Below are 12,176 nucleotides of genomic sequence, written 5' to 3'. Positions count from 1 at the left end.
ATGAGCACTACCCTGACCACGGCGATGATCTTCGCCGCCGGCCGCGGCGAGCGGATGCGCCCGCTGACCGACACCCGCCCGAAACCGCTGCTCGAAGCCGGCGGCAAGCCGCTGATCGTCTGGCAGATCGAGGCGCTCGCGCGCGCGGGCATCGAGACGATCGTGATCAACCACGCGTGGCTCGGCGAGCAGCTCGAGGCGACGCTCGGCGACGGCTCGCGCTGGGGCGTACGGCTCGCGTATTCGGCCGAAGGCGACGCGCTGGAAACCGCAGGCGGCATCGCCAAGGCGCTGCCGCTGCTCGAACGCGACGGGCAGCCGACGGTGTTCGCGGCGGTCGCAGGCGACGTGTACTGCGCGTTCGACTACCGGACGCTTGTCGCGCGCGCCGCGGAGATGGCCGCACTCGAAGCACCCGCGATGCATCTCGTGATGGTGCCGAATCCGCCGTTCCATCCGGCCGGCGATTTCGTGCTGCGCGACGACGGCCGGCTGGCGCTCGCCGGCGCGCCGCGCGTCACGTTCGGCAGCATCGGCGTCTACGACACGCGGATGTTCCGCGACATCGCGCCCGGTACGCACCGCGCGCTGAAGCCGTATTTCCAGGCGACGATCGAAGCCGGCCGCGCGACCGGTGAATTGTATGAAGGTATCTGGGAGAACGTCGGCACGCCCGCGCAGCTCGGCGAGCTCGACGCGCGGCTGCGCGCCGCTGCCAGCTGATCGTCGAGCGGCCGGGCGCAGGTTCGCCGGCAAGGCGCTCGATGATCTGGCGGGCCAATGGCGGTTCGGCGGATCAGTAACCTATCGAGCGGGAAGCCAGTACCGCGAGCACTCCGCCGGCTCGCCCGTCCGTGCCGCCACCGTGCGATCCGTCACCGGACAGCCGACAAACCGCCGCCCCTCCCCGCACATCCTGCCGCACGGTACCCAGCCTCACGCGGCCTCGGCCGCTTCCCCGCCCGCGGCCGCGCGCTGCTGCTGCAGCGCCCACATCTGCGCATACAGCCCGTCCGCGCGCACGAGCGCGTCGTGCGTGCCGCGTTCGACGATCCGCCCGTGGTCCATCACGAGAATCTGCTGCGCATGCACGACCGTCGACAGCCGGTGCGCGATCACGAGCGTCGTGCGATGCCGCGCGATCTGGTCGAGCTCGTGCTGGATCGCGCGCTCCGAGCGCGAATCGAGCGCGGACGTCGCCTCGTCGAACAGCAGCACCGGCGGATCCTTCAACAGCGTGCGCGCGATCGCGACGCGCTGCTTCTCGCCGCCCGACAGCTTCAGCCCGCGCTCGCCGACCGGCGTGTCATAGCCCTTCGGCAAGCTCTCGATGAAGTCGTGGATGTGCGCAGCGCGCGCGGCCGCGATCACTTCGTCGCGGCTCGCGGTCGGCCGGCCGTACGCGATGTTGTAGTAGATCGAGTCGTTGAACAGCACGGTGTCCTGCGGCACGATCCCGATCGACGCGCGCAGCGAGTCCTGCGTCACGTCGCGAATGTCCTGGCCGTCGATCCGGATCGCGCCGCCCGTCTGCCGGTCGAGGTCGTAGAAGCGGAACAGCAGCCGAGACAGCGTCGACTTGCCCGAGCCGCTGTGGCCGACCACCGCGGTCGTCGTGCCGGCGTCGATCGTGAAGGTCACGTCGTGCAGGATCTGCCGCGACGCCTCGTACGCGAAATTCACGTGCTCGAAGCGCACCTGCGCGCCGGCCACCGCGAGCGGCCGCGCGTCGGCCGCATCCGCGACTTCCTTCGTCGACGACAGCAACCCGAACATCCGGTCCATGTCGGTCAGGCTCTGCTTCAGCTCGCGATAGACGACGCCGAGGAAATTCAGCGGAATGTACAGCTGCAGCATGAACGTGTTGATCAGCACGAGATCGCCGAGCGTCAGCTTGCCGGCGAGCACGCCCTGCGTCGCGCGCCACAGGATGAACACGAGCCCGGTGCCGATGATCGCCTGCTGGCCGAAGTTCAGCACCGACAGCGAGTTCTGCGAGCGGATCGCGGCCTTGCGGTAGCGCTTCAGATTCTCGTCGTAGCGCTGCGCTTCCCACTCCTCGTTGCCGAAGTACTTCACCGTCTCGTAGTTGATCAGCGAATCGATCGCCCGCGAGTTCGCGCGCGAATCGAGTTCGTTCATCGTGCGGCGAAAATGCGTGCGCCAGTTGGTGACCTTCACGGTGAACACGATGTAGGTGACGAGCGCCGCGAACGTCACGTACGCGTAGTAGGCCTCGTACTTGACCACGAAAAAGCCGAGCACGAGCCCGACCTCGACCAGCGTCGGCAGGATGCTGTACAGCGAATAGGAGATCAGTTGCTGGATGCCGCGCGTGCCGCGCTCGATGTCGCGCGACATGCCGCCCGTCTGGCGTTCGAGATGGAACCGCAGCGACAGCCCGTGCAGATGCCGGAACACCTGCAGCGCGAGCTGACGCACCGCGCTCTCGGTGACCTTCGAGAACAGGATTTCGCGCAGCTCGGTGAAGAGCGACGTCGACAGCCGCACGAGCGCATACGCGACGACCAGCAGCCCGACGCCGCCCGCGAGCACGATCCCGGCCGACTGTTCGGCGCGGCCGAGCGCGGTCAGCTGCTGCACGGCGGACAGGTGGTCGACGATGCGCTTCATCACGACCGGCACGCCGAGGTTCGCGACCTTCGCGCCGATCAGGCAGCCGAGCGCGAGCACGACGCGCCATTTGTAGGTGGCGAGGTACGGCAGCAGCGACCGGATGGTCTGCCAGTCGTTGCGAGGCCCGGTCGGAGCCGGCGCGGGCTCGCCGGAAGCGGAATATCGGCGCATGGGGGAAGGATCGGCGGCGGTGCGAGACGCGTGCTGCGGCGCTCGACTCGCGTGCTTTCTCGTACAATTTGCGAACGTTGTATTGTCGCAGAAGCCGCTACGCGCCGCTGCCGGCGGCCTCGCCGGCCGGGCTGCGCGCGGCGGCGCAATTATTACAGGATGAAAGCCCCCGCCATGACCGATTCGACCCTCGAACTCCCGAACAAGCAGCCCGCGCTGCGCGTCGTCCCGCAACCGCACGACGCGAACGTCCACGGCGACGTGTTCGGCGGCTGGATCATGTCGCAGGTCGACATCGCCGGCTCGATTCCCGCGAGCCAGCGCGCGAACGGCCGCGTCGCGACGGTCGCGGTCAATTCGTTCGTGTTCAAGCAGCCGGTGTTCGTCGGCGACCTGCTGAGCTTCTACGCGACCATCACGCGCACCGGCAACACGTCGGTGACGGTCGACGTCGAGGTGTACGCGCAGCGCATGCGCCTGATCGGCGAGATCGTGAAGGTCACCGAAGCGACGCTCACCTACGTCGCGACCGGCCCCGACCGCAAGCCGCGGCAGCTGCCGCAGCTGTAACGGGCCGGCACCGCCCGCGGCGTTCCCCGGGGCCCGTCAGTGCGTGGCCGTGAGCCCGAACTCGCGCATCGCCGGCACGAAGTCGTGATTGAGCGTCGGCTTGCGCGACAGCTTCATCAGCACGTAGCGCTGGAACGGCGCGAGCCGCTGCCATTGCGCGAGCGCCGGCGCCGGCAACCCGGCCAGCGCGCTCTGCTGCACGAGCGCGTCCGGCACCGCGTCGGTCGCGCGCCAGCTCGGCTGTTCGTCCGGCTGGAACCACGACGGTTCGAGATCCGCGTGCGTGCGCAGCATTTCGAACAGCGCGTGATCGAAGTTGGGCTCGATCGCGGTGTCGTCGTCGGCCGGAAAGCGCGCGAGCAGCTTGCGGTCCTCGAGCGGCAGCAGCTGCCACTGCTCGAGCGAAATCCGCAGACCGAAGCGGTCGAGATTGAAACGCACGATCATCGGGATGTACGTCAGGTTTTCCGACGAATCGTGTTCGAAATCGAATAGCAGCGGAGCGTCGCTGAGTCCCATGGTCGTTACCTGAGTGGCGGATGCCGGCGCGGCCGGCCTGCCTGGGGTATTTTAGAACCTCTGCGCGCGAGCGGCGCACACGATCGTCGCCGCCGCTGTCTCGAATCAACGGGAGTGCTCGTGAATCCGACCGAAACAGAAGAACCGCGCGGCGCGATCGAGCTGTCCGTGCGCCGCACGCGCGGCGGCGCCGTCGAAACCGCGCACGACTACGTCGGCCAGGAGTGGCCGGTCGCGCTGGTCTTCAACGGCATCTCGCATGCGGTGATGATGTGCACGCCGCGCGATCTCGAAGCGTTCGCGGTCGGCTTCGCGATCTCGGAAGGGATCGTCGAGCGCGGCAGCGACATCAAGGACATCGACGTGGTGCTGCACGCCGACACGCCGCTGCCGCACGCGGAGGTGCATCTGGAAGTCGTCCAGCAGGCGTTCGCCGCGCTGAAGGACCGGCGCCGCGCGCTGGCCGGACGCACCGGCTGCGGCGTGTGCGGGATCGAAAGCATCGACCTGCTCGATCTCGCGCCCGAACGCGTGCCGGATACCGGCTTTCTCGCGCGCCTCGCGCCCGACGCGCTCGCGCGTGCGGCGCATGCGCTGCCGGCGCACCAGGCGCTCACGCAGCTCACCGGCGGCCTGCACGCGGCCGCGTGGTGCGATGCAACAGGCGCGATCCGGATGGCGTTCGAGGACGTCGGTCGCCACAACGCGCTCGACAAGCTGATCGGCTCGCTCGTGCTGGCGCGCGCGGACGCGACCGACGGCTTCGTGTTCCTGTCGAGCCGCGCGAGCTACGAGCTCGTGCGCAAGTCCGCACGGGTCGGCATTCCGCTGGTCGCGACCATTTCGGCGCCGTCGTCGCTCGCGATCGCGATCGCGAAGACGGCCGGCCTGCGGCTCGTCAGCTTCTGCCGCGAGACCGGCCACGTGGATTACGGCACGGCCTGATGCCGTCCGTGCAGGCGCGCCGGCGTGCGACCCGTGACCGCCGGCGCGGGCCGCTTCGTCAGTCGAACTGACGGAAATCCGGCTTGCGCTTCTCGAAGAACGCGGTCATCGCCTCGCGCGCCTCGGGCGCGCGCAGCATCGCGGAGAAGTGCGCGGCTTCCTCGGTCATCCGCGCGGCCACCGCCACGCCGCCCGTCTCCTTCAGCAGCGCCTTCGTCACGCGCAGCGACGACGCCGGCAGCGCCGCGAGCTTCGCGGCCTGCTTCGCCGCGAACGCGTCGAGTTCGGCCGCCGGCAGCACGCGATTGACGATGCCGATCCGGTGCGCTTCGAGCGCATCGAACGCTTCGCCGAGCAGCAGCTTCTCGGCGGCGATCTGATGGCCGGCCAGGCGCGGCAGCAGCACGCTCGACGCGGCCTCCGGGCACAGCCCGAGCTGCGCGAACGGCAGCGAGAACGTCGCGGTGTCGGCCGCGTAGACGAGGTCGCAATGCAGCAGCATCGTCACGCCGACCCCCACCGCGATGCCCGGCACCGCGGCGACGATCGGCTTGCTCGCGGTGCTGATCCGCGCGAGGAACTGGAACACCGATGCGTTCTCGTCCTTCGGCGGCGCCTTCAGGAAATCCTCGAGGTCGTTCCCCGCGCTGAAATTGCCGTCGCTGCCGCGCAGCAGGACGACGCGGACCGCCTTGTCTTCCTGCGCGTCGGCGAGCGCGTCGGCCATCGTCTGGTACATCGCCGCCGTCAGCGCGTTCTTCTTCGCCGGCCGCGCGATCGTGATCGTCATCACGCCGTCGGCGCGTTCCACTTGAATGTCGGACACCACCGTCTCCTTGTCTTGCCCCTACCGGAATGAAAAACGGTGCGCGAGCTCGTGGCCCGCGCACCGTCGTCGCTCTTCGTCGCGTCCCGCTTACAGGCGTTCGATGATGCCCGCCGCACCCATGCCGGTGCCGACGCACATCGTGACCATCCCGTACTTCAGGTTGCGGCGGCGCAGCCCGTGCACGACGGTCGCCGCGCGGATCGCGCCGGTCGCGCCGAGCGGGTGGCCGAGTGCGATCGCGCCGCCGACCGGGTTGACCTTCGACGGGTCGAGGCCGAGATCGCGGATCACCGCCAGCGACTGCGCGGCGAATGCCTCGTTCAGCTCGATCCAGTCGAGATCGTCCTGCTTCAGGCCCGCGGCCTTCAGCGCGGCCGGAATCGCTTCCTTCGGCCCGATGCCCATGATCTCGGGCGGCACGCCGCGCACCGCGAAGCTCACGAAGCGCGCGAGCGGCGTCAGGTTGAATTGCTTGAGCACCTTCTCCGACACGACGAGCAGCGCGCCTGCGCCGTCGGAAGTTTGCGAGCTGTTGCCGGCCGTGACCGAGCCCTTGTTCGCGAACACCGTGCGCAGCTTCGCGAGACCTTCGAGCGTCGTGTCCGCGCGCGGGCCTTCGTCGAGCTTGATCTCGCGCGTCTTCACGTCGATTTCGCCGGTCGCGAGGTTCGGGAAGCGCTCGGTGATCGTGTACGCGGCGATCTCGTCGCCGAACTCGCCGGCCTGCTGCGCGGCGAGCGCCTTGCGGTGCGATTCGACCGAGAACGCGTCCTGGTCCTCGCGGCTCACCTTCCACTGCTCGGCGACGCGCTCGGCCGTCAGGCCCATCCCGTATGCGATGCCGAAGTCTTCGCTGCGATCGAAGATGTGCGGCGACATCGACGGCTTGTTGCCCATCATCGGCACCATGCTCATCGATTCGCAGCCGCCGGCGAAGATCGCGTCCGATTCGCCGACGCGGATGCGGTCGGCCGCCATCGCGAGCGCGGTGATGCCCGACGCGCAGAAGCGGTTGACCGTCACGCCGCCGACCGTCTGCGGCAGGCCCGCGAGCAGCGCGCCCATGCGCGCGACGTTCAGCCCCTGCTCGGCTTCCGGAATCGCGCAGCCGATGATCGCGTCCTCGATCAGCTTCGTGTCGAAGCCGGGCACCTGCGCGACCGCCGACTTGATCGCGTGAACCAGCAGCTCGTCGGGGCGCGTGTTCTTGAAGACACCGCGCGGTGCCTTGCCGATCGGGGTGCGGCTGGCGGCGACGATGTATGCGTCTTGCAATTGTTTGCTCATTTGAAGCTCCTGTCGATCGGAGTTGGCGCTTCAGCGCTTACTCCGATCCCATGCCTTGGCGATCGGCCGGAGCAGGCGCATCAGCGCCGACTCCGGCCTCGAACACAGTCCTCAGTTACGCACCGGCTTGCCGGTCTGCAACATGCCCATGATCCGTTCCTGCGTCTTCTGCGTGCCGAGCAGCTCGACGAATGCGCGGCGCTCGAGCGCGAGCAGCCATTCTTCGTCGACGAGGCTGCCGGCTTCGACGTCGCCGCCGCACACGGCTTCGGCGATGCGGCTCGCGATCAGGAAGTCGTGATCGCTGATGAAGCGGCCGTCGCGCATGTTGACGAGCGATGCCTTGATCGTCGCGATCGCCGAGCGGCCTGCGACCGGCACGTCCTTCGCGCGCAGCGGTGCGCGGTAGCCGGTGTCGGCCAGCGCACGCGCTTCCTTCTTCGCGGTGTCGAGCAGTTCGAACACGTTGAAGACGATCGTGTCGGACGGCTTCACGTAGCCCATCGCACGCGCATCGTGCGCGGACGACGATACCTTCGCCATCGCCGCGTTCTCGAACGACTTCGTCACGAACTTCAGGATGTCGGTGGTCGCGTTCGCGGCCGTCGCGGCGTCCGCTGCGCGCAGCGCCGCTTCCTTCAGGCCGCCGCCCGCCGGCACGAGGCCGACGCCCACTTCGACGAGACCGATGTAGCTCTCGACGTGCACGACGCGCTTCGCGCTGTGCAGCATCAGCTCGCACCCGCCGCCGAGCGCGATGCCCGACACGGCCGCGACGACCGGCACGTTCGCGTACTTCACGCGCAGCATGCCTTCCTGGAACTTCTTCACGAACGGCTCGATGCCCTTCGCGCCGCCCATCATGAACGCGGGCATCGCCTCCTCGAGGTTCGCGCCGGCCGAGAACGGGCCGCCCGGCGTGCCGAGCTTCAGCGACGTCGGCTGCCAGATCACCACACCCTTGTAGTCCTTCTCCGCGAGTTCGATCGCCTGCACGAGGCCGTCGATCACGCTCGGTCCGATCGTGTTCATCTTCGACTTGAACGACACGATCACGACGTCGTCCTCGCCTGCACGGTCATCGACCCAGGCACGCACCGCGTCGGTTTCGAACAGCGTCTTGCCGTACGTCTTCGGATCCGCGCCGGTTTCGCCGATGAGCGGCGCGCGGAACACCTGCTTGCCGTACACGGCGAGGTCCGAGCGCGGCACGAAGCGCTTCGACGCCGGTGCCCACGAGCCTTCGGCCGTGTGCACGCCGCCCTTCTCGGCGACCGGGCCTTCGAGCACCCACGACGGCAGCGGCACGTTCGCGAGCGCCTTGCCGGCCGCGATGTCTTCCTGCACCCACTCGGCGACCTGCTTCCAGCCGGCGGCCTGCCAGCCTTCGAACGGGCCTTCGTTCCAGCCGAAGCCCCAGCGGATCGCGAGGTCGACGTCGCGCGCGTTGTCGGCGATCGATTCGAGATGCACGCCGATGTAGTGGAACACGTCGCGGAAGATCGACCACAGGAACTGCGCGTGCGGATGGTCCGTCTCGCGCAGCAGCTTCAGGCGCTCCGCCGGCGGACGCTTCAGGATGCGGCCGACGGTTTCGTCCGCCTTCGCGCCCGAGTCCACGTAGGCGCCCGTCTTCGCGTCGAGCACCTTGATCGCCTTGCCTTCCTTCTTGTAGAACCCGCCGCCCGTCTTCTGGCCGAGCGCGCCCTGCTTCACCAGTTCGGCGAGCACGGCAGGCGTCTGATAGACCGGGAAGAACGGATCGTCGGCGAGGTTGTCCTGCATCGTCTTGATCACGTGCGCCATCGTGTCGAGGCCGACCACGTCCGCGGTGCGGAACGTCGCCGACTTCGCGCGGCCGAGGCGGCTGCCCGTCAGGTCGTCGACTTCGTCGAAGCGCAGGCCGAATTTCGCGGCCTCGGTGATCACCGCGAGGATCGAGAAGATGCCGACGCGGTTCGCGATGAAGTTCGGCGTGTCCTTCGCGCGCACGACGCCCTTGCCAACGACGCTCGTCAGGAAGGTTTCGAGCTGGTCGAGGATTTCCGGACGCGTATGCGCGGTCGGGATCAGCTCGACGAGGTGCATGTAGCGTGGCGGGTTGAAGAAATGCACGCCGCAGAAGCGCGACTTCAGCTCGTCCGAGAAACCTTCGGACAGCTTCGTGATCGACAGCCCCGACGTATTGGTCGCGAAGATCGCATTCGGCGCGATGTGCGGCGCGACCTTCTTGTACAGGTCGTGCTTCCAGTCCATCCGCTCGGCGATCGCCTCGATCACGACGTCGCATTCGGCGAGCTTCGCGATGTCGTCTTCGTAGTTCGCCGCTTCGAGGTATTTCGCGTCGTCCTTCACGCCGAACGGCGCCGGCGACAGCTTCTTCAGGTTCTCGATCGCCTTCAGCGCGATCGCGTTTTTCGGGCCTTCCTTGGCCGGCAGGTCGAACAGCAGCACCGGCACGCGCGCGTTGACGAGGTGCGCGGCGATCTGCGCGCCCATCACGCCGGCGCCCAGCACGGCGACCTTGCGAATCAGGAAATTGCTCACGGGATGTCTCCGGATGGTGTCGTGCAGCGCGGATTGGGAGGGCTGCACGGCGAAGTGAGTACCAGGAACCGTTGCGTCCGGGCGGCGCGCGGCGCGCACCGCCCGGACCTGCATCAGAACAGCGATTCGTCGACTTCCATCAGCGTCTTCGAACCGGCGCGCGCGGCGCGGATCGTCGCGGCCGTTTCGGGCAGCAGGCGCGCGAAGTAGAAGCGGGCCGTCGCGAGCTTCGACTTGTAGAACGGATCGCCCGACGCTTCCTTGTCGAGCGCGAGACGCGCCATGCGCGCCCAGAAGTACGAGAACACCAGGTGGCCGACGGTGCGCAGATACGGCACGGCGGCCGCGCCGACTTCGTCCGGGTTCTGCATCGCCTTCATGCCGATTTCCATCGTCAGCTTCTGCACCTTTTCACCGATGTCGGCGAGCGGGTTGATGAACTCGGCCATCTCCGGCTTCACGCCTTCGGCTTCCGCGAATTCGGTGACGAGCTTGCCGAACTTCTTCAGCTTCGCGCCCATGTCACCGAGCACCTTGCGGCCGAGCAGGTCGAGCGACTGGATCGAGTTCGTCCCTTCGTAGATCATGTTGATCCGCGCGTCGCGCACGTACTGCTCCATGCCCCACTCGGAGATGAAGCCGTGACCGCCGTAGATCTGCATCGCGTGGTTGGTCGACTCGAACGCGTTGTCGGTCAGGAACGCCTTGATGATCGGCGTGAGCAGCGCGACGAGGTCGGCCGCTTCCTTGCGCACGGCTTCGTCGGCATGCGACAGTTCCTTGTCGATCTGCAGCGCGGACCAGTACGTGAACGCGCGCGCGCCTTCCGCGTAGGCCTTCTGCGTGAGCAGCATGCGGCGCACGTCCGGGTGCACGATGATCGGGTCGGCCGGCTTGTCCGGCGCCTTCGGGCCGGTCAGCGAACGCATCTGCAGGCGTTCCTTCGCGTACGCGAGCGAGTTCTGGTAAGCGACTTCCGTGAGGCCGAGGCCCTGCATGCCGACGCCCAGACGCGCGGCGTTCATCATCACGAACATCGCGTTCAAGCCCTTGTTCGGCTCGCCGACCATCCAGCCCTTCGCGTTGTCGAGGTTCATCACGCACGTCGAGTTGCCGTGGATGCCCATCTTGTGTTCGATCGAGCCGCACTTGATGCCGTTGCGCTCGCCCGGCTCGCCCGATGCGTCCGGAATGAACTTCGGCACGATGAACAGCGAAATCCCCTTCGTGCCTTGCGGCGCGTCCGGCAGGCGCGCGAGCACGAGGTGGACGATGTTCTTCGACATGTCGTGCTCGCCGCTCGAGATGAAGATCTTCGTGCCGCTGATCGAGTACGAGCCGTCGCCGTTCGGTTCGGCCTTGGTGCGCAGGATGCCGAGGTCGGTGCCGCAGTGCGGCTCGGTCAGGCACATCGTGCCCGTCCATTCGCCCGACACGAGCTTCGGCAGATATTGCTTCTGCAGTTCCGGCGCGCCGTGCGCATGCAGGCATTCGTACGCGCCGTGCGACAGGCCCGGATACATCGTCCATGCCTGGTTCGCCGAATTCAGCATCTCGTACAGCGCGTTGTTCACGAACGCGGGCAGGCCCTGGCCGCCGTAGTCCGGATCGCAGCCGAGCGCCGGCCAGCCGGCCTCGACGTACTGCCGGTACGCTTCCTTGAAGCCGGTCGGCGTCTTCACGACGCCGTCGCCTTCATACGTGCAGCCCTCGCGGTCGCCGACCTGGTTCAGCGGAAACAGCACCTCGGAGCAGAACTTGCCCGCTTCCTCCAGGACCTGGTTGATCGTGTCGGCGTCGAGGTCCGCGTGCCGCGGCATTTGCTTGACCTCGGCTTCGACGTTCAGAAGCTCGTGCAACACGAATTGCATGTCGCGCAGCGGCGCGGCGTACTGTCCCATGACTCTCTCCAAAGGTGGGCAAAACGGCTCGAGCTCCTGGCGGGCGGATCACGCGCCGCTAACGGCTCTCGCTCTGATACGAAACGATCGTCTTTTCCAGCGCGGCCCACGTGAGGCGCACGGCATCCGGCGAATGCAGGAAGCGGGCGTCGTGATGCAGGCCGAGCGTGAAGCTGTACAACTCGAAGAGCATCAGGTCCGGATCCGAATCCGCACGCAGATGGCCTTCTTCCTTCGCCTGCGAAATGGCGCGCAGCAACGCGGCACGCCAGGCGGTCACGCTCGCGATCAACTGCTCGCGCACGGGGCTGTCCGGCCGGTCGTCGTACTCGACGGCGCCGCTGATGTAGATGCAGCCAGTCGTCACCTCCTGGATGCGCTTCTCGATCCAGCGCGCCAGCATCGCCCGCAGGCGCGGCAGACCGCGCGGCTCGCGCAGGCTCGGAAAGAACACCTCGTTCTCGAAACGATGGTGATATTCGCGGACGACCTCGACCTGCAGGTCCTCGCGCGATCCGAAGTGCGCAAACACGCCGCTCTTGCTCATCTGCATGCGCTCGGCCAGCAGGCCGATCGTCAGCCCCTCCAGCCCGTCACGGCTGGCGAGGTCCAAAGCAGCTTCGAGTATCGCGGCACGCGTCTGTTCGCCTTTTCGCATAGCTTTTTCTGTAACCGTTCGGGGGTTCGAATAAAATCGAACGGCCGTACTATTATTGAGTGCGGCCGCTCGCGAAACAAGGAAATTATTAGAAACCGGTGTCTAACCGAGC

General features: G+C 67.3%; 10 protein-coding genes. 3 read left to right on the top strand and 7 right to left on the bottom strand.

What is annotated here, in order from left to right:
* Entirely contained in the window at positions 1-723 is a 723-nt protein-coding gene (murU, locus tag Q3A80_RS25940; protein ID WP_446331667.1) for an N-acetylmuramate alpha-1-phosphate uridylyltransferase MurU, read from the top strand.
* A 213-nt stretch (positions 724-936) separates the two neighbouring features.
* Here the strand turns inward: murU and Q3A80_RS25935 are convergent, their stop codons facing one another.
* Positions 937-2,808: an ABCB family ABC transporter ATP-binding protein/permease gene (locus Q3A80_RS25935; protein ID WP_446331666.1), complete on the bottom strand. Its 1,872-nt coding sequence runs from the start codon at positions 2,806-2,808 to the stop codon at positions 937-939.
* Between the two features lie 174 nt (positions 2,809-2,982).
* Here Q3A80_RS25935 and Q3A80_RS25930 point away from each other — a divergent pair, with 174 nt between their 5' ends.
* Positions 2,983-3,378, top strand: a complete 396-nt coding sequence (locus tag Q3A80_RS25930; RefSeq protein ID WP_446331665.1) for an acyl-CoA thioesterase — start codon at positions 2,983-2,985, stop codon at positions 3,376-3,378.
* 36 nt (positions 3,379-3,414) lie between these two features.
* Here Q3A80_RS25930 and Q3A80_RS25925 read toward each other — a convergent pair whose 3' ends face one another.
* Positions 3,415-3,897 carry a nitrate reductase associated protein gene (locus Q3A80_RS25925; protein ID WP_446331664.1) on the bottom strand — a complete coding sequence of 161 codons (483 nt, stop codon included), beginning with the start codon at positions 3,895-3,897 and terminating at the stop codon, positions 3,415-3,417.
* A 114-nt stretch (positions 3,898-4,011) separates the two neighbouring features.
* Between Q3A80_RS25925 and fdhD the strand changes: the two genes are divergently transcribed.
* Complete coding sequence (gene fdhD / locus Q3A80_RS25920) at positions 4,012-4,842, top strand: formate dehydrogenase accessory sulfurtransferase FdhD (protein WP_446331663.1); 831 nt, start codon at positions 4,012-4,014, stop codon at positions 4,840-4,842.
* Between the two features lie 58 nt (positions 4,843-4,900).
* On the opposite strand, the gene Q3A80_RS25915 is transcribed toward fdhD, so the two are convergent.
* From Q3A80_RS25915 to Q3A80_RS25895, 5 genes are all read right to left on the bottom strand, one after another.
* Positions 4,901-5,668, bottom strand: a complete 768-nt coding sequence (locus Q3A80_RS25915) for an enoyl-CoA hydratase (protein WP_446331662.1) — start codon at positions 5,666-5,668, stop codon at positions 4,901-4,903.
* A 90-nt stretch (positions 5,669-5,758) separates the two neighbouring features.
* On the bottom strand, positions 5,759-6,958 hold the full coding sequence (locus Q3A80_RS25910) for an acetyl-CoA C-acyltransferase (RefSeq protein WP_446331661.1): 1,200 nt from the start codon (positions 6,956-6,958) through the stop codon (positions 5,759-5,761).
* 111 nt (positions 6,959-7,069) lie between these two features.
* The gene (locus Q3A80_RS25905) at positions 7,070-9,505 is read right to left on the bottom strand and encodes a 3-hydroxyacyl-CoA dehydrogenase/enoyl-CoA hydratase family protein (RefSeq protein ID WP_446331660.1); all 2,436 of its coding nucleotides are present in this window, start codon (positions 9,503-9,505) and stop codon (positions 7,070-7,072) included.
* Between the two features lie 113 nt (positions 9,506-9,618).
* Positions 9,619-11,406 carry an acyl-CoA dehydrogenase C-terminal domain-containing protein gene (locus Q3A80_RS25900; protein ID WP_446331659.1) on the bottom strand — a complete coding sequence of 596 codons (1,788 nt, stop codon included), beginning with the start codon at positions 11,404-11,406 and terminating at the stop codon, positions 9,619-9,621.
* 58 nt (positions 11,407-11,464) lie between these two features.
* Entirely contained in the window at positions 11,465-12,064 is a 600-nt protein-coding gene (locus Q3A80_RS25895; protein WP_011885991.1) for a TetR/AcrR family transcriptional regulator, read from the bottom strand.
* Positions 12,065-12,176: the final 112 nt, after the last annotated feature.

Source organism: Burkholderia sp. SR8 (assembly GCF_052851275.1).
Note: the sequence above shows the minus strand (reverse complement) of the source record. Positions and strands in the feature narration are given on the sequence as shown.

What these genes read in the sequence shown, in the direction of transcription:
- Q3A80_RS25925 (WP_446331664.1), bottom strand. Translation starts at nt 3,897, where the DNA reads ATGGGACTCAGCGACGCTCCGCTGCTATTCGATTTCGAACACGATTCG.
- Q3A80_RS25895 (WP_011885991.1), bottom strand. Translation starts at nt 12,064, where the DNA reads ATGCGAAAAGGCGAACAGACGCGTGCCGCGATACTCGAAGCTGCTTTG.
- Q3A80_RS25935 (WP_446331666.1), bottom strand. Translation starts at nt 2,808, where the DNA reads ATGCGCCGATATTCCGCTTCCGGCGAGCCCGCGCCGGCTCCGACCGGG.
- murU (WP_446331667.1), top strand. Translation starts at nt 1, where the DNA reads ATGAGCACTACCCTGACCACGGCGATGATCTTCGCCGCCGGCCGCGGC.
- Q3A80_RS25910 (WP_446331661.1), bottom strand. Translation starts at nt 6,958, where the DNA reads ATGAGCAAACAATTGCAAGACGCATACATCGTCGCCGCCAGCCGCACC.
- Q3A80_RS25930 (WP_446331665.1), top strand. Translation starts at nt 2,983, where the DNA reads ATGACCGATTCGACCCTCGAACTCCCGAACAAGCAGCCCGCGCTGCGC.
- Q3A80_RS25900 (WP_446331659.1), bottom strand. Translation starts at nt 11,406, where the DNA reads ATGGGACAGTACGCCGCGCCGCTGCGCGACATGCAATTCGTGTTGCAC.